At 65.3% G+C, this 17464-nt stretch carries 17 protein-coding genes; 15 read left to right on the forward strand and 2 right to left on the reverse strand.

Going from position 1 to position 17464, the window contains the following annotated elements; all coding sequences use genetic code 11:
* Positions 1–111: 111 nt before the first annotated feature.
* The 11 genes from AUP43_RS16080 to AUP43_RS16130 all read left to right on the forward strand — a co-directional run bounded on the left by AUP43_RS16080 (position 112) and on the right by AUP43_RS16130 (position 8584).
* Complete coding sequence (locus AUP43_RS16080) at positions 112–462, forward strand: arsenate reductase (protein WP_067559420.1); 351 nt, start codon at positions 112–114, stop codon at positions 460–462.
* 12 nt (positions 463–474) lie between these two features.
* Positions 475–1266 carry an aspartate dehydrogenase gene (locus tag AUP43_RS16085; RefSeq protein ID WP_067559422.1) on the forward strand — a complete coding sequence of 264 codons (792 nt, stop codon included), beginning with the start codon at positions 475–477 and terminating at the stop codon, positions 1264–1266.
* 126 nt (positions 1267–1392) lie between these two features.
* Positions 1393–1854 (forward strand): SUF system Fe-S cluster assembly regulator, encoded by a 462-nt coding sequence (locus tag AUP43_RS16090; protein ID WP_067559425.1) that lies wholly within the window; start codon positions 1393–1395, stop codon positions 1852–1854.
* Between the two features lie 23 nt (positions 1855–1877).
* Positions 1878–3335: a Fe-S cluster assembly protein SufB gene (gene sufB, locus AUP43_RS16095; protein WP_067559428.1), complete on the forward strand. Its 1458-nt coding sequence runs from the start codon at positions 1878–1880 to the stop codon at positions 3333–3335.
* A gap of 34 nt (positions 3336–3369) precedes the next feature.
* A complete protein-coding gene (sufC, locus tag AUP43_RS16100; RefSeq protein ID WP_067559469.1) occupies positions 3370–4122 on the forward strand; it encodes a Fe-S cluster assembly ATPase SufC in 753 nt (250 codons plus the stop codon).
* Between the two features lie 13 nt (positions 4123–4135).
* Positions 4136–5464 carry a Fe-S cluster assembly protein SufD gene (gene sufD / locus AUP43_RS16105; protein ID WP_067559431.1) on the forward strand — a complete coding sequence of 443 codons (1329 nt, stop codon included), beginning with the start codon at positions 4136–4138 and terminating at the stop codon, positions 5462–5464.
* 4 nt (positions 5465–5468) lie between these two features.
* Entirely contained in the window at positions 5469–6707 is a 1239-nt protein-coding gene (locus AUP43_RS16110) for an aminotransferase class V-fold PLP-dependent enzyme (protein ID WP_067559435.1), read from the forward strand.
* The gene (gene sufU, locus AUP43_RS16115; protein WP_067559438.1) at positions 6707–7186 is read left to right on the forward strand and encodes a Fe-S cluster assembly sulfur transfer protein SufU; all 480 of its coding nucleotides are present in this window, start codon (positions 6707–6709) and stop codon (positions 7184–7186) included. Before AUP43_RS16110 ends, sufU begins: the two co-directional genes overlap by 1 nt.
* 2 nt (positions 7187–7188) lie before the next feature.
* The gene (locus tag AUP43_RS16120; protein WP_067559442.1) at positions 7189–7590 is read left to right on the forward strand and encodes an SUF system Fe-S cluster assembly protein; all 402 of its coding nucleotides are present in this window, start codon (positions 7189–7191) and stop codon (positions 7588–7590) included.
* A gap of 65 nt (positions 7591–7655) precedes the next feature.
* A complete protein-coding gene (locus tag AUP43_RS16125) occupies positions 7656–7991 on the forward strand; it encodes a HesB/IscA family protein (protein WP_067559445.1) in 336 nt (111 codons plus the stop codon).
* 80 nt (positions 7992–8071) lie between these two features.
* Positions 8072–8584: a superoxide dismutase family protein gene (locus tag AUP43_RS16130; protein WP_084462871.1), complete on the forward strand. Its 513-nt coding sequence runs from the start codon at positions 8072–8074 to the stop codon at positions 8582–8584.
* A gap of 17 nt (positions 8585–8601) precedes the next feature.
* Here the strand turns inward: AUP43_RS16130 and AUP43_RS16135 are convergent, their stop codons facing one another.
* The gene (locus tag AUP43_RS16135) at positions 8602–11499 is read right to left on the reverse strand and encodes a PAS-domain containing protein (protein WP_067559448.1); all 2898 of its coding nucleotides are present in this window, start codon (positions 11497–11499) and stop codon (positions 8602–8604) included.
* 128 nt (positions 11500–11627) lie between these two features.
* Here AUP43_RS16135 and AUP43_RS16140 point away from each other — a divergent pair, with 128 nt between their 5' ends.
* The 3 genes from AUP43_RS16140 (at position 11628) to AUP43_RS16150 (ending at position 15426) form a co-directional block, all read left to right on the forward strand.
* Positions 11628–12614 (forward strand): proline racemase family protein, encoded by a 987-nt coding sequence (locus AUP43_RS16140; RefSeq protein WP_084462872.1) that lies wholly within the window; start codon positions 11628–11630, stop codon positions 12612–12614.
* 36 nt (positions 12615–12650) lie between these two features.
* Positions 12651–13652, forward strand: coding sequence for a 4-hydroxyproline epimerase (locus AUP43_RS16145; protein WP_067559455.1), 1002 nt, complete (start codon positions 12651–12653; stop codon positions 13650–13652).
* A gap of 190 nt (positions 13653–13842) precedes the next feature.
* Positions 13843–15426, forward strand: a complete 1584-nt coding sequence (locus AUP43_RS16150) for an ABC transporter substrate-binding protein (RefSeq protein ID WP_067559458.1) — start codon at positions 13843–13845, stop codon at positions 15424–15426.
* Here AUP43_RS16150 and AUP43_RS16155 read toward each other — a convergent pair.
* A complete protein-coding gene (locus tag AUP43_RS16155; RefSeq protein WP_157089394.1) occupies positions 15423–16244 on the reverse strand; it encodes a helix-turn-helix domain-containing protein in 822 nt (273 codons plus the stop codon). The two genes, AUP43_RS16150 and AUP43_RS16155, sit on opposite strands and share 4 nt — an antisense overlap.
* Before the next feature lie 89 nt (positions 16245–16333).
* Here AUP43_RS16155 and AUP43_RS16160 point away from each other — a divergent pair, with 89 nt between their 5' ends.
* The gene (locus tag AUP43_RS16160; RefSeq protein WP_067559464.1) at positions 16334–17419 is read left to right on the forward strand and encodes a putative glycolipid-binding domain-containing protein; all 1086 of its coding nucleotides are present in this window, start codon (positions 16334–16336) and stop codon (positions 17417–17419) included.
* Positions 17420–17464 lie beyond the last annotated feature (45 nt).

Raw genomic sequence — 17464 nt, forward strand, 5'->3', positions numbered from 1 at the left:
GGCTCCTCAGCATGAGGTCACCCAGTGGGGCCGCCGGCTCCCTCGTCCTGAGGAGGGCGAAGCCCGTCTCGAAGGACATGGCAGGAAACGCGAACGTTGGAGACTCGTTAAATGATCACGCTCTATGGCATTCCGAATTGCGGTACGGTGAAGAAGGCGCGGAGCTGGCTGGAGGAGAAGGGCGTGGAATACAGCTTCCACGACTTCAAGAAGCAGGGGCTGGACGCCGCCACCGCCCAGTCCTGGGTGACGGAGCTGGGCACCGAGACGCTGGTTAACCGCAAGGGCACCACCTGGCGCAAGCTGGACGCTTCCACCCAGTCGGTGCTGCAAGGCGCCGCCCCGGTGCCGGCGATGCTGGAAAACCTGTCGGTCATCAAGCGCCCGGTGATCGATCTGGGCGACCGCCGGCTGGTGGGCTTCGGGCCGGAGCAGATCGCCGCGCTGGAAAGCCGGATTTAAAAGGAGAACGACATGCGGCTGGGAATGATCGGCTACGGCGCCATCGGCAAGGCGGTCTGCGAGGCCTTGGCGGGCGACCCGAATATCAGCATCCCGGCCGTGCTGGTGCGCCGGTCGCGCGAGGCGAAGGAGGGCGAGCCCTTCATGATGACCGAGCCGGAGCGCTTTTTCGGCCAGGCCTTCGACGTGGTGCTGGAAGGGGCCGGCCATCAGGCGATCCGCGACTATGGCGAGAAGGCGCTGGCCAGCGGCTCCGACCTGATCGTCACCTCCACCGGCGTGTTCGCCGCCGACGAGGGGCTGTATGAGCGCTGCGTCGAGGCGGCGGAGCGGGCCGGCAGCCGGCTCATCATCGCTTCGGCGGGGATTGGCGCGCTGGATATCCTCACCGCGGCCGCCGTCACCGGGCTGGAGGCGGTGCGCATGACCGTGCGCAAGCACCCCGACGCCTGGAAGGGCACCGTGGCGGAGGAGACGCACGACCTTGCTTCCATGGTCGAGCCGACCGTGCTGTTCGAAGGCTCGCCGCGCGAGGGCGCGAAGCTCTATCCGCAGAATGTGAATATCTCCGCCTCGGTCTCGCTGGCCGGAATCGGCCTGGACAAGACCGAGCTGCGCATCATCGCCGACCCCACAATCACCACCCATGTGGCCGAGCTGGAGGCTAGCGGCTCGTTCGGCAGCTTCCGCTTCGTCGAGGATCTGGTCCCCAGCGAAAGCAATCCGAAAACCAGCACCCTGGTCGCCCAGGCCGTGGTGAAGACGCTGCGCCAGATGGCCTCGCCGGTGGTGATCGGCGCCTGATTTCCGTTGAGAATCGCTATCAAGTGCTTGTGGCGCTTGAATTCCTGCTTGACCACCGCAAATTATATCGTACTAATCCAGTCCTCTTTGGTCCGGCGATGTTCATAGGCGACGGAAGGCAGGGTTATGATCCGGCTGAACAGGCTGACAGATTACGCGATCGTGCTGCTGGGACAACTGGCCCAGGGCGATGAATCGCGCACCGCCGGGCAATTGGCGCAGGATACCGGCGTGCCGCTGCCCACCGTCTCCAAGGTGTTGAAGATGCTGGCGAACGGCAAGGTCATCACCTCGCAGCGCGGCGTGCTGGGCGGCTATGCGCTGACCCGCGACGCCGACCAGATCACGGTCGCCGAGATCATCGCCGCGATGGAGGGGCCGATTGCGCTGACCGCCTGCGTCGACGGCGCCAGCGGCGGCTGCGAGGTCGAGACGCTGTGCCCGATGCGCGGCAATTGGGACAAGGTGAACCGCGCGATTCGCGACGCGCTGACGGCGGTGACGCTGCAGGAAATGCTGACCGTGCCGGCCGGCTTCGATCCGTTCCCGCTGACGCCCGGCCGCCGCGCCGTCGCTACCGCGCAATAGAGACGATAACAGGCAAAGACATCATGGTTGGTACGGCAGAAACCCTCGAACAGGTCCAGGCGCTCGAAGACCGGAAGTACAAGTACGGCTTCGTCACCGACATCGAGATGGAGCGCGCGCCCAAGGGGCTGAGCGAAGAGACCATCCGTTTCATCTCGGCCAAGAAGGGCGAGCCGGACTGGATGCTGGAATGGCGGCTGAAGGCCTATCGCCACTGGCTGACCATGGAGGAGCCGGACTGGGCGAAGCTGGGCTATCCGCCGATCGATTATCAGGACGCCTATTACTACGCGGCGCCCAAGTCGAAGGACGACAAGCCGAAGAGCCTGGACGAGGTCGATCCCGAGCTGCTGGCGACCTACGAGAAGCTGGGCATTCCGCTGCAGGAACAGAAATGGCTGGCCGGCGTGGCGGTCGACGCGGTGTTCGACAGCGTGTCGGTGGCCACTACCTACAAGAAGAAGCTGGAGGAGAAGGGCATCATCTTCTGCTCAATCTCCGAGGCGCTGCGCGACCATGGCGATCTGGTGCGCCAGTATATCGGCTCGGTGGTACCCTACAGCGACAATTTCTTCGCCACGCTGAACTGCGCCGTCTTCACCGACGGGTCGTTCGTCTACATCCCCAAGGGCGTGCGCTGCCCGATGGAGCTGTCGACCTATTTCCGCATCAACGCCTCGGAGACCGGACAGTTCGAGCGCACGCTGATCATCGCCGACGAGGGCTCCTACGTCTCCTACCTGGAAGGCTGCACCGCCCCGCAGCGCGACGAGAACCAGCTGCACGCCGCCGTGGTCGAGCTAGTGGCGCTTGACGATGCCGAGATCAAATATTCGACCGTGCAGAACTGGTATCCGGGCGACGAGAACGGCGTCGGCGGCATCTATAATTTCGTCACCAAGCGGGCCGCCTGCCGGGGCCGCAATTCCAAGGTCGCCTGGACCCAGGTCGAGACCGGCTCGGCGATCACCTGGAAATACCCGAGCTGCATCCTGCAGGGCGACAATTCGGTGGGCGAATTCTATTCCGTCGCCATCACCAACAACAGGCAGCAGGCCGATACCGGCACCAAGATGATCCATATCGGCAAGAACACCCGTTCCACGATCATCTCCAAGGGCATCTCGGCCGGGCGCGCCAACAACACCTATCGCGGCCTGGTGAAGATCATGCCGAAGGCGGAGAACGCGCGGAACTACACCCAGTGCGACAGCCTGCTGATCGGCAGCAAATGCGGCGCGCACACCGTGCCCTATATCGAGCAGCGCAACCCGACCGCCAAGGTCGAGCATGAGGCGACCACCGCGAAGATCAGCGAGGACCAGCTGTTCTACTGCCAGCAGCGCGGCCTGTCGGAGGAGGATGCGGTGTCGGTCATCGTGAACGGCTTCTGCAAGGAAGTGATGAAGGAATTGCCGATGGAGTTCGCCGTCGAGGCGCAGAAGCTCATCGGTATCAGCCTGGAAGGCAGCGTCGGCTGATTGCCGCCGCGGATGAACGGATAAAAATATGTCACTGATTGAAATCAAGAATCTTCACGCCACCGTTGACGGTAACGCGATCCTCAAGGGCATCGATTTAACCATCGAGCCGGGCGAGGTGCACGCCATCATGGGGCCGAACGGCTCCGGCAAGTCGACCCTGTCCTACGTCATCGCCGGCCGCGAGGGCTATGAGGTGACCGAGGGCGACATATTGTTCGACGGCAAGAGCATCCTGGAAATGGAGACCGACGAGCGCGCCATCGCCGGCATCTTCCTGGCGTTCCAGTATCCGGTGGAAATTCCCGGCGTCGCCAACACCACCTTCCTGAAGGCCGCCGTGAACGCCCGCCGCAAGGCGGCCGGCGAGGCGGAGGTGGACGCCATGCAGTTCCTGAAGCTGCTGCGCGAGAAGACCAAGCTGCTGGGCGTCACCGACGAGATGCTGAAGCGCGCGGTCAATGTCGGCTTCTCCGGGGGCGAGAAGAAGCGCAACGAGATTTTGCAGATGGCGGTGCTGGAGCCGCGCTTCGCGGTGCTGGACGAAACCGATTCCGGCCTCGACATCGATGCGCTGCGCATCGTTGCCGACGGCGTGAACGCGCTGCGCGGGCCGGAGCGGTCGATGCTGGTCATCACCCATTACCAGCGCCTGCTGGATTATATCGTGCCCGACAAGGTGCATGTGCTGGCCAAGGGCCGCATCGTGGCTTCCGGCGGCAAGGAGCTGGCGCAGGAGCTGGAATCGACCGGCTATGCCGGCTATGCCGACACCGAGGCGGCCTGAGGCGGCAATGGCGATGGAACGCTCATACCCGGCCGTGCTGGCCGACCGCTATGCCGAGCTGGCGCCGACCCTGGCGCATCACAGCGTCGGCTGGCTGAACCGGCTGCGCGAGGAAAGCGCCGCGCGCTACCGCTCCGCTGGCCTGCCGACGCCGCGCGTGGAGGCCTGGCGCTTCACCAATCTGAAGGATCTGGTGGCGACCGATTTCGCCCTGGCGCAGGCGCTGCCGCCGGTGGCGCTGGACAGCCTGCCGCGATCCAGCCTGCTGGCGGTGAACGGCCATGTGCTGGCCTTCGTGAACGGCAAGCTGCGCGCCGATCTCTCGACCCTGGACGATCTGCCGGCGGGCGTGACGCTGCTGCCCCTGTCCGAGGCGCTGCGGCGGGAGGAGGGCATCCTGTCCGCCCATCTGGGCCGGGTGGTCGAGACGGTGGAGAATCCCTTCATCGATCTGAACACCGCGCTGATGGAAGACGGAATCGTGCTGTCCCTGGCCGAGGGCGCGGTGCTGGACAAGCCATTGCATATCGTCTCCATCGGCGTCTCCACGCAAGGCGGCGACAAGCCGGTGGCCTTCTTCCCCCGCCTGCTGGCGGTGCTGGGCAAGAATGCCAGGGCGACGATCTTCGAAAGCCATGCCGGCATCGGCGACGGGGCCTATCTCAGCGCCATGCTGTCGGAAATCCGGCTGGAGGAGGGCGCGCATCTGGAGCATTACCAGCTCCAGAACGAGGGCCGCGCGGCGTTCCACATCGCCAACGCCTACGCCCAGCTCGCGGCGGGGGCGGTCTACGATCACTTCGCGCTGCAGATCGGCAGCCGCCTCAGCCGCAACGAGGTGCATGCCGCCTTGCTGGGCGAGGGCGCGCGCTGCCATATGAACGGGGCCTATCTGGGGCTGGACAAGCAACATCTGGACAGCACCACCTTCATCGACCATGCGGTGCCGGGCTGTTCCTCGCGCGAGGTCTATAAGGGCGTGCTGGACGGCCAGGCGCATGGCGTGTTCCAGGGCAAGATCCTGGTGCGCCGCGATGCGCAGCAGACCGACGGACACCAGCTCAACCGCGCCCTGCTGCTGTCGCGCGGGGCCGAGGTGAACGCCAAGCCGGAGCTGGAAATCTACGCCGACGACGTGAAATGCAGCCACGGCGCCACGGTGGGCGAGCTGGACGAGACCCAGCTTTTCTACCTCCAGGCGCGCGGCATCGACCGCGATTCCGCCCGCGCCCTGCTGATCGAGGCCTATGTGCAGGAAGCGCTGGACGAGATCGGCAATGCCGAGGCGCGGCTGCCGTTCCAGCGGCTGGTCGGCGGCTGGTTGAAGAGCCGGAAGGATTGAGGCGATGAGCGTGATGAGCCAGACCGCACCCTACGATGTCGAGGCGGTGCGCAGCGATTTCCCGATCTTCCGTACCGAAATACGCGGCAAGCCCCTGGCGTTCCTGGATAGCGGCGCCTCGGCGCAGAAGCCGCAGGCGGTGCTGGACGCGATGGATGCGCTCTATACCGGCGCCTACGCCAATGTGCATCGCGGCGCCTATATGCTCAGCGAGAAGGCGACCGCGGCCTATGAAGGCTCGCGCGAGATCGTGCGCGGCTTCATCAACGCGCGCTCGGTGAAGGAGATCGTCTATACCCGCAACGCCACCGAGGGCATCAATCTGGTGGCCTCCAGCTACGGCCGGAAATTCCTGAAGGCGGGCGATGCGGTGCTGATCTCCGAGATGGAGCATCACGCCAACATCGTGCCCTGGCAGCTCTTGCGCGAGCAGATCGGCATCGAGCTGCGCATCGTGCCGGTGGCCGATGACGGCTCCTGGCTGATGGAGGAATACAGGAAGCGGCTGGACGGCGTGAAGCTGGTGGCGCTGACCCACACCTCCAACGTGCTGGGCACGGTGACGCCGGCCAAGGAGATCACGGCGCTGGCGCATGCCGCCGGGGCCAAGGTGCTGCTGGATGGCAGCCAGGCGGTGGTGCATCGCACGGTCGACATGCAGGACATCGATTGCGATTTCTATGTCTTCACCGGCCATAAGCTGTACGGGCCGACCGGTATCGGCGTGCTGTACGGCAAGGAGGCGCTGCTGGATGCCATGCCGCCCTACCAGGGCGGCGGCGACATGATCCGCATCGTCACCTTCGAGAAATCCACCTGGGCCGACCTGCCGCACAAATTCGAGGCCGGCACCCCGGCCATCGCCGAGGCGGTCGGGCTGGGCGCGGCGATCCGCTATGTCGAGGGCGTGGGTATCGAGCGCATCGCCCAGCACGAGACCCAGTTGCTGAATTACGCCACCCAGCGCCTGTCGGCGGTGAAGGGGCTGAATATCCACGGCACGGCCGTCGGCAAGGCGGGGGTGATCTCCTTCACCCTCGACTCGGCGCATCCGCACGATATCAGCACCATCGTTGACCGCGCCGGCGTGGCGATCCGCGCCGGGCACCATTGCGCGCAGCCGCTGATGGCGCGCCTCGGCGTGCCGGCGACGGCGCGCGCCTCGCTGGCGATGTACAGCACCAAGGCGGAGATCGACCAGCTCGCCGCCGCCCTCGACGTTGTGGTGGAGATGTTCAGCTGATGCTCGACGATTTACGCGACCTCTATCAGGAAGTGATCCTGGACCACGGCAAGCGGCCCCGGAACTTCCGGCAGATCGACAATGCCAGCCATCACGCGCATGGCCACAACCCGCTCTGCGGCGACCAGCTCGTCGTCTATCTGGCGGTGGACGAGGCGGGGGTGGTGCAGGATGTCAGCTTCATCGGCAAGGGCTGCGCGATCTCGACCGCGTCGGCCTCGCTGATGACCGAAATCCTGAAGGGCAAGACCGAGGTCCAGGCGAAGCAGCTTTTCGAGCGCTTCCACGCCATGTGCACCGGGGCCGAGGCCCAGTCCACCAATGGGCCGACCGATGATGGGCTGGAAGAGGATATGGAGCGCCTTGAAGTGCTGTCCGGCGTGCGCGAATTCCCCAGCCGGGTGAAATGCGCGACGCTGGCCTGGCACACCATGACCGCCGCCATCGACGGCAAAGACCAGATTTCCACGGAGGATTGAGGATGAATCCCTATGCCGTCGATCTGGAGCCGTTTTTCGGCAAGCGCGTGGAGGAGGGCACCACCGCCTATGCTGGTGCCGCCCTGCCGCCCGGCGTGGCCGCCGCCTCGGAGGACGCCATCATCGAGGCGCTGCGCACCGTGCACGACCCGGAAATCCCGGTGAATATCTACGATCTCGGCCTGATCTACGCGATCGACCGGGAGGCGGGCGGCAATGTCCATATCCTGATGACGCTGACCGCGCCGGCCTGCCCGGTCGCCGGCGAGATGCCGGTGCAGGTGGCCAATGCCGTCGCCGCCGTCGAGGGCGTCGGCGAGGTTGCGGTCGAGCTGACCTGGGAGCCGGCCTGGACCACCGAGCGCATGTCCGAGGATGCAAGGATGGCCTTGGATATCGGCTGATTCGTGCATATCTTGTGTTCGACGTTATACTGTTACCCAATCGTTGAGTCCGGAGGGCGGAGCCCATGGCACAGCAAATGATCACCCTGACCGATGCCGCCGCCGAGCGCGCCCGCGCGCTGATGTCGCGCAGCGAGAAGCCCGTCGCGGCGCTGCGCATCGGGGTGAAGGCGCGCGGCTGTTCCGGCATGTCCTATGTCGTCGAATATGCCGACGAGAAGAAGAAATTCGAGGAAGTGGTGGAGGATAAGGGGGTGAAGATCTTCATCGACCCGGCCGCCGTGATGTTCCTGATCGGCAGCGAGATGGATTATCAGGAGGACAAGTTCACCTCCGGTTTCACCTTCACCAATCCGAACGAGAAGGGCCGTTGCGGCTGCGGCGAGAGCTTCCACGTCTAATTATTTCGCGCCCCCCTGACGGAACATCGGGGCGCGCGCCATATTACTCTCAGGATGGCTAAAATCCTGGGAGGAAGATCATGAAGATACTCGCTTCGACCCTGGCGGCGGCCGGCATGCTGGCCGCCTTTTCCATGTCCGCCGCCTGGGCCGCCGAGACGGCCAGCGCCGACATTCTCGACAATAAGGGCCAGAAGATCGGCCAGGCGACCTTTACCGCGGCCCCGGAGGGCGTGCTGCTGCGACTCAGCGTGCAGGGCCTGCCGCCGGGCTGGCACGGCGCGCATTTCCACGCCATGGGCGATTGCTCCGACCATGAGAAATTCATGGCGTCCAAGGGCCATGTCACCCATGACGACAAGCCGCATGGGCTGCTGAACGCCAAGGGCACCCATGCCGGCGATCTGCCGAACCTCTATGTCCATGCCGACGGCAAGGGCGAGGCGGAGATGTTCACCCATCTGGCGATGCTGGAGAAGGATCTGCTGGACGCCGACGGCTCCGCCCTGGTCATCCATGCCGGCCCCGACGACCATATGACCCAGCCCATCGGCGGCGCCGGCGACCGCATCGCCTGCGGCGTGATCAAGTAGGGGGCGGGGGCAGGGCTCTAGCCTTGCGAGTCCGGGCGCTCGGATTTGGCGATGGCCTGGCGGATGGTGGCGACCAGTTCGCTCATGGCGGTCTTGGATTTGGTTAGCACGGCTTCCACCTGATCCGCGAATTCGGCGCCGATATCGTGGGCGGAGAAGATCAATGTCGGCATCGGCGGCCGGCCGGCGGCGGCGAGCAGCGGCAGCAGATCGAGGCCGGAACCGTCGGTCAGCTCGACATCGATGATCGCCAGATCGTAATGGTTGGCGGCCAGCTTGGCGCGGGCCTCGGCCAGGCTTGGGGCGGTGTCGATGATCACCTGGCCGCGCATCGCCTCGCGCACCACGGCGACGATGTCGGGATCGTCCTCGACATGCAGGATGCGGCTGCCGGCCATCACCGAGCCGGTCGCCAGCTCCACGGCGGCGACCAGGCGCTGGTAGTCGACCGGCTTGGACAGCCAGTCCAGCACGTTCAGCGCCTGGCCGTTCAGCATGCCGTCCGCCGGCAGATCGGCGGCCGAGACGATGACGATGGGCAGGTCGCGCGTCGCCGGCTGCTCGCGGATCGTGCGCAGGAAGCTCAGCCCGTCGGCGTCCGGCAGTTTCAGATCCAGCGTCAGCGCCACATAGCTGCGGGTTTCCAGCATGTGCCGCGCAGCCGAGGCGGAATAGGCCACATCCACCGCATAGCCGGCATGGATCAGCGTTTCGCTGATGATGGTGGCGATGTCGGGATCGTCCTCGCAGATCAGCACCGCCGGGCGGTCGCCATGCTGGACGGCGGCGGTGTCCTGATCGCTCCAGGGCGGCAGATCGACGAAGAACACCGTGCCCGTGCCGGGCTCGCTCTCGAAATCGACCTGGCCGCCATGCTTCTCGACGATGTTCTTCACGATGGACAGGCCAAGGCCGGTGCCGCCCTTCTGCCGGGTGTCGGAGCTGTCGGCCTGGGCGAATTTCTGGAAGATGCGGTTCTTGAACTCGTCCGGTATGCCGCTGCCATGATCCTTCACCGCGATGCGCAGGCCCAGCGGGCCGGGCGCCACGGTCACTTCGACCGGCTGGCCCTTCGGCGAGTATTTGGCGGCGTTGGACAGCAGGTTGGTGATCACCTGGATCAGCCGGTCGGGATCGACCATCACCTGGGCATCGCCGACATCCTCCTGCAGGACGAAGCTGGTGCCGTAGCGCTCGGCATAGGCGCGATTGGCCTCGATGGCATGCTCGACCAGCGCCACCACCGGCTGCGGCGACATCACGAACACCATCTTGCCGGATTCGATCTTCTCGATATCGAGAATATCGTTGATCAGCCGCACCAGCCTTTCGCAATTGCTGTGGGCGATGCCGATCAGATGCTTCGCCTTGGCCGGCAGCTCGCCGGCGATGCCGCCCGACACCAGCCCCAGCGAGCCGGAGATCGAGGTCAGCGGCGTGCGCAGCTCGTGGCTGACGGTGGAGACGAACTCGTTCTTCAGCCGGTCGACCTGCTTGCGCTCGGTAATGTCGTGCACGATGCCGACGAACACCCGGCGCTCGCCCAGCCACATCTCGCTGATCGCCAGATCCATGGGAAACTGCGTGCCGTCGAAGCGCTGCGCCGTCACCTCGCGATTGGCGCCGATGATCTTGGCGACGCCGGTCTTGCGGTAATTGGCGAGATAGCCGTCATGCCGGCCATGGTCCGGCTCGGGCATCAGCAGGTTGACGTTGCGGCGCAGCACATCCTCGGCCGCCACGCCGAACATCCGCTCGGCATGCGCATTGAAGGATTCGATGCTGCCGCTTTCGTTGATGGTGATGATGCCGACCGGCACATTGTCGAACACGGCGCGCAGCCGGGTCTCGCGGTCCAGCAATTCCTGGCCTTGTTCCTCGATCTGCCGTTCGGCGGCCCGGCGCACGGTAACGTCGGTGTATGTGGTCACGAAGCCGCCGTCCGGCATGGGGTTGCCGGTAATTTCCAGCACCCGGCCGTTCGGGCGCGTGCGCTCGTCGGTATAGACGCCCATCTTGCGCACGATGGCCATGCGCTCGGCCACCTGGGCGTCAATATCGCCGGGGCCGTACTCGCCGCGCAACGCATTGAAGCGGATCATCTCCGCCAAGGGCGTGCCGACTTGCATCAGCGGTTCTGGAAACTCCAGCAACTGGCTGTAATTATCGTTCCAGGCCGCCAGCCGCAGCTCGGAATCGAACACGCTGATGCCCTGGCCCATATTCTCCATCGTGGCCTTCAGCAGGGCGCTTTCGGTCTCCAGCTCGGCTTCCACCTCGACGCGGCGGCGATAATCGCGCCAGGCCATCAGGGCGGCGAAGGCGATCATCGCGCCGAACAGGGCGACGGCGGCGATCTGAATGCCCATCGTGCGGCGGCTGTAATGGACATATTGCTCGGTCCGTTCCGCCAGCAGCCGGCGCTCTTCCAGCGCTATCTCCTGGTGCAGGATGCGTATCTCATCCATGCTCCTGCGGCCGAGGCCCAGCGCCACCATATTGCGCGCCGCATCGACGTTGCCGCCGAGGGCCAGCTCGATGCTGTGTTCCGTCACCGCCATTTTCTGATCGACCAGGGGGCGCAGTCTGGCGATCCGCTGGCCCTGGGACGGATTGTCCTCGACCAGCCCGGCCAGCTTCTCCATCTGGTTCACGATCAGCGGCCTGGCGTTTTCGTAGGGCTGCAGGAACTCCGCATTGCCGGTCAGCAGATAGCCGCGCTGGCCGGTCTCCAGCTCCTGCAACTCGGTCAGCAGGGATTGATTCGTGTCCAGCACTTCGTAGGTGTGAAAGACCGACTGCCGGTTATTCTCCATGGTCCGGAAGGACAGCGCTGCCAGGGCGACGATTCCGATGATCAGGGCGGCGAGGGAAACGAGACCGATCAGCATCCACGCCTTGAGCGACAAATTCATTCAGCGCCTCGTGTAAGATACGTCCATGGCGTCGTGGACAGTCTCAGTTCCCGCATCCACTGTACCATCCTTCGCAACGATATAGAGCGGCAGCTACTGAAATGTCGTTAATTTTGCAAACCGTCGAAATGCATACGGCCGGCGAGCCGGTGCGCATAATCGCCGATGGTTGGCCACGCCTGCACGGCACCACGCTGCTGGAAAAGCGCCGCGAGGCGAAGGCGAATCATGACCATTTGCGCCGCCTGCTGATGGCGGAGCCGCGCGGCCATGCCGACATGTATGGCGCGCTGCTGGTGGAGCCGGACCACCCGGAGGCGCATCTGGCGGTACTGTTCCTGCATAATGAGGGCTACAGCACGATGTGCGGCCATGCCGTCATCGCCCTCGGCCGCTACGCCGTCGACCAGGGGCTGGTGCCGGCGGTGGAGCCGGAGACGGTCGTGAACATCCAGTGCCCCTGCGGGTTGGTGCGGGCCATTGTCGAGGTGACGGGCGGCAAGGCGGGCGCGGTGCGCTTCGACAGCGTGCCGGCCTTCGCCTTCGCGCTGGACAAGATGGTGGAAACCCGCGATTGGGGGCCGGTGACGGTCGATATCGGCTATGGCGGGGCGTTCTACGCCTTCCTGCCGGCGGACAGTATCGGCCTGGATGTGGAAACCTCCCCGATCCGCGACCTGACCGACGCGGGCGAGAAGATCGCCCTGGCGGCGGCCGAGCAGATCAAACTGGAGCATCCGGAGGAGCCGGACCTCGCCTTCCTCTATGGCGCGATCCTGACCGACGGCAGGGATGACTGGCAGGCGGGGGAGGCGGGCGCGACCCGCAATGTCTGCATCTTCGCCGGCCGGCAGGTGGACCGCAGCCCCACCGGCTCCGGCGTCACCGCCCGCATTGCCCTCCAGCATGCGCGGGGGCTGATCGCGCCGGGCCAGTGCCGGCTGTTCCGCAGCGTCACCGGCCAGGATTTCACCGGCGAGGTGGTGGAGACAACCCGCATCGGCCGGCACCGGGCGGTCGTCGCGCGAATCGGCGGCCATGCCTATTACAGCGGCACGGCGCGTTTCACGGCGGAGCCGGACGATCCCTTGCGCGGCGGTTTCCTGCTGCGCTAGCGTCTGTCGCCTTATCCTTAAGTCAGCGGTCCCATCATGGCCTTGAACACGTTCTTCTGCGTCGACGCCCATACCTGCGGCAACCCGGTCCGCGTCGTCGCCGGCGGCGGCCCGCGCCTGGAGGGCCGGACGATGAGCGAGTACCGGCAGGATTTCCTACAGCGCTTCGACTGGGTGCGCCACGCGCTGATGTTCGAGCCGCGCGGCCACGACATGATGAGCGGCTCGATCCTCTACAAGCCGCTGCGCGAGGATTGCGACATCGGCTGGGTGTTCATCGAAACCTCCGGCTGCCTGCCGATGTGCGGCCACGGCACCATCGGCACGGTGACCGTGGCGCTGGAGCAGGGGCTGGTGACGCCGAGAATCGAGGGCAGGCTGTCGCTCGACGTGCCGGCCGGCAAGGTCGATGTGGAATATGAGATGAACGGCCGCTTCGTGGAGAAGGTGCGGCTGTTCAACATCGCCTCCTTCCTGGAGGCCACCGACATCGTGATCGACGTGCCGGGGCTGGGCGAACTGGCGGTCGACGTGTCCTATGGCGGCAATTACTACGCCATCATCGAGGCGCAGAAGAATTACGGCGGGCTGGAAAGCCTGTCGGCGGCGGAGGTGCTGCATTATTCCCCCATCGTGCGCCGGTTGATGCAGGAGAAGCTGCAACCCGTCCACCCCGAGGACCCGACGATCGGCGGCGTCTCCCATGTCATGTGGACCGGCAAGCCGCAGAATGCGAAAGCGCATGGCCGCAACGCCGTGTTCTATGGCGACCGCGCCATCGACCGCTCGCCCTGCGGCACCGGCACCTCGGCCCGCATGGCGCATCTGGCCGCCAAGGGCAAACTAAAGCCGGGCGACGATTTCGTGCATGAAAGCATCATCGGCAGCATGTTCGAGGGCCGCGTCGAATCCGCGACCAGCCTGGCCGGGCGCGACGCCATCCTGCCCTCGGTCGCCGGCTGGGCGCGGGTGACCGGGCTGAACACCATCTTCGTCGATGACCGCGATCCCTACGCCCACGGCTTCCAGGTGGTGTAGCGACGGCAAAATGCCGCCGATCTAGTCAGTGCTGCGCAAAGGGCAGGCAATCGGTTGCCTGGATTATCTGGAATCTCCTGTCTTTCCGCCGCTTTCGCTTCTGGCATGAATTTCGCGCTGGATTAGCCGGTGTACCAGAACGCGCCTGCTTCGAGGGGAAAGGGCGCGCGAACCCCGGAAGGACCAGAATATGCGACTGCAACAATTGAGCCTCGCCGCCTGCGCCGTGGCGGCGCTGTCGGCCCTGCTGCCGGTATCGGCCGAGGCGGAAACCGTGCTGCGCGTGGTGAAGCATTCGCCGGTGCGGCTGCTCGACCCGATCATGACCACCGCCTATACGGCGCGCGACCATGGCTACATGATCTATGACACGCTGCTGGCGATGGATGCGAACCAGCAGATCAAGCCGCAGATGCTGGAAGGCTGGACGGTCAGCGATGACGGGCTGACCTACAGCTTCACCCTGCGTGACGGGCTGAAATGGCATGACGGCACGCCGGTGACGGCGGAGGATTGCATCGCCTCCATCAAGCGCTGGGGCCAGCGCGACGGCATGGGCCAGAAGTTGATGGACTTCACCAAGGAGATGAAGGCCACCGACGCCAAGAGCTTCACCCTGGCGCTGAAGGAGCCCTATGGCCTGGTGCTGGAATCGCTGGGCAAGCCCAGCTCCAACGTGCCTTTCATGGTGCCGAAGAAGCTGGCCGAGACCCCGGCCTCCGAGCCGATGCCCGAGCAGATCGGCTCCGGCCCGTTCAAATGGGTGGCGGCGGAATTTCAGCCCGGCCTGAAGGTGGTCTATGCGAAGAACGCCGATTACGTGCCGCGCAGCGAGCCGGCGAGTTGGGCGGCGGGCGGCAAGGTGGTGAAGGTCGACCGCGTCGAGCAGATCGCCATGCCGGACCACATGACCACGGTGAACGCGCTGCTGAACGACGAAATCGACTATATGGAGAACCCGCCGACCGATCTGATCCCGCTGCTGGAGGCCGATTCCAACATCGAGATGAAGATCATCAACAAGCTGGGTAGCCAGGTCATGCTGCGGCCGAACCATCTGCACCCGCCCTTCGACAATCCGAAGGTGCGCCAGGCGGTGGCCTATGCGCTGAACCAGGAAGATTTGATGGTCGGCATGATGGGCGACCCGCGCTACTACAAGCTCTGCACCTCGATGTTCATCTGCGACACCACTTTCGGCACCACCGCCGGGTCGGAAGGCATGATGAAGGGCGACATCGCCAAGGCGCGGGCGGTGCTGAAGGAATCCGGCTATGACGGCACCAAGGTCGTGATCATGCATCCGACCGACGTGGCCACCTTGTCCTCGCACCCGCCGATCATCGCCCAGGCGATGCGCCAGGCCGGCTTCAACGTCGAATTGCTGGCGATGGACTGGCAATCCGTGGTCAGCCGCCGCGCCAAGCAGGATCCGGTCGATCAGGGCGGCTGGAACATGTTCGCCACCACCTGGGTCGGGGCCGATCTGATCAATCCGGTCGCCAATCTGGGCATCAATGGCCGGGGCAAGAAGGGCGGCTGGTTCGGCTGGTACGAGAGCGCCGAGATGGAAAGCCTGCGCGACAGCTTCGCCCGCGAGACCGACCCGGCGAAGCAGAAGGCGCTGGCGGAGCAGATTTCCAAGCTGGCCTGGAAGGATGTGGCGAACATTCCGCTCGGCCAGTATTTCGCCGTCAGCGCGTACCGGAAAAACGTGCTCGGCGTGCTGGAAGGACCCGCGCCGTTCTTCTGGAATATCGAAAAGAAGAGTTAGCGATTTCGAAAATCGGAAGGCGTTTTTCCGAAAACTCGACGAAACCGACGGGTGAATTCGGAGAGGTCGCCGAACCCGACCGAGAGGGCGATGTCCAGCACGGTGCGGCTGCGGTCCGGTAACAGGGCCGCGGCCGCCCGTAGCCGGCGGCCGATAAGGTATTGATACGGCGTCACATTCATCGTCGCCGCGAACAGCCGCAGGAAATGATAGCGGCTCAGCCCGACTTCCCGGGCGATCTCCGCCACGCTCAGCGGCTCGGCATAGCGCGCCTCGATCAGCGCCACAGCATCGGCAATCCGCGCCAATCCCCGCGATTCCAATGGTATAGGCGCATCCGTCCGGCTCAACCGCAGGGCCGCACCCGCCATGCGCAGCGCCAGCCCCTCCATATCCCCCGGCCGCTCCAGCGCCCGCCCGGCGGATGCGACCAGCGGCGCCAGCGCCGGCACGGGCGGCAGCCGGTGCAGCGGAAAATCCCGTCGGCGCAGGCCGGGCAGGTCGCGCGCCATCTCCTCCATGAAATCCGGCGCGAAATGAAAGGCGATGCAGCGGTCGCCGACGCCATGCTCATGGCTGCAGCGATAGCACGCCCCGGCATTGCCCAGCATCAGCGAGCCGGCCGCCATCAGCGCCGTGCCATGGGTCGAACGATAGAGGAAATTGCCGCTCAGCACCGCCGCCACAACGGTCGGGCCATGCTGCTCCTCATAGGGTGCATCCTCCGGGCCGGAACGGCAGACGACATCGCTGACGCTCCACCCATCGCCCTGGGCGAGCAGCGTCTGGCGCGTGGTTTCCTGCTGTATCCTCGGCATCAGGCTCATGGCGCGATTATAGCAATTTTCCCCAAGAAACCGACCGACGTCATCGCTAGCGTCACCGCATCATCTTTCGGAGGAACGCGATGAACCAGACCCTCATGTGGCGGCGTATTCTCGACGAGGCCAGCTTCGAGCAGGCAACGGTGCGGCAAGACGCGGATGGCACCGAGATCGCCGGCACAGCCTTGCTGGCGGAGGCCGGCGCGCCGCTGCGCATCGATTATCGCCTGACCTGCGATGCCGCTTGGATCACCCGCCGGGTCGAGGCGACGCAGAGCTTTCAGGGCCGCGCGCGCACGCTCGCGCTGGATCATGACGGGCAGGGGCAGTGGCGGCGCGGCGGCACGCCCGCGCCGGAACTGGAGGGTTGCCTGGATGTCGATCTCGGCATCAGCCCGGCGACCAACGCGCTGCCGATCAACCGCCTGCGGCTGGCGGTCGGCGAGACCCAGAAAATCCGCGCCGCCTGGGTGCTGTTCCCGGAACTCCAGGTGAAAGCCGCGGGGCAATCATACGAACGGCTGGACGACAAGTGCTATAGCTATCGCGGGTTGGACAGCGATTTCCAGGCCGAAGTGACAGTCGATGCGGCCGGCTTTCCCACCGATTATGGGACGATCTGGCGGCGCATCGCCACCGGTCCGGCGACCCGGGTGCAGCAGGCGACGGCCGAGGCGCTGCTGTCCAGCGCCGCCTCGCCGGTTCTGGGCGAGGCCGCCCACGCCTTCGACTGGGTGATCGGCGGCTGGCGGGCCGAGGTGACCGATTTCGCCGAGGGCCGGGCGGTCGCCAGCGATATCGGCGAATGGTGGTTCAGCTGGGCGCTGGACGGCCGCGCCATCCAGGATGTCTGGATCGCCCCGGCGCGCGGCCGCCGGCGGGATATCCGCATCGCCGACCGCTACAGCACCACCCTGCGCTTCTATGATGCCGAGGCCGGGCTGTGGCGGATCATCTGGATCAACCCGGTAAATGGCGCGGTGAACCGCCTCGCCGGCACCCGCCAGGGCGACCGCATCCTGCTGGAGGGCGAGGAATATGGCCGCCCGGCGCGCTGGAGCTTCAACGACATCCGCCCCGACAGCTTCACCTGGCGCGGCGAAATCCAGCAACCCGACGGCCGCTGGCGGCTGGACGCGGAATTCCGGCTGAGGCGGGTGATGGGTTAGGGGGGCAGAACCCTACGCCCATGTCCTTCGAGACGCCGGCTTGCG

The sequence above is a fragment of the Oceanibaculum pacificum genome (assembly GCF_001618175.1).
In the GTDB taxonomy this organism is placed as follows: Bacteria; Pseudomonadota; Alphaproteobacteria; order Oceanibaculales; family Oceanibaculaceae; genus Oceanibaculum; species Oceanibaculum pacificum.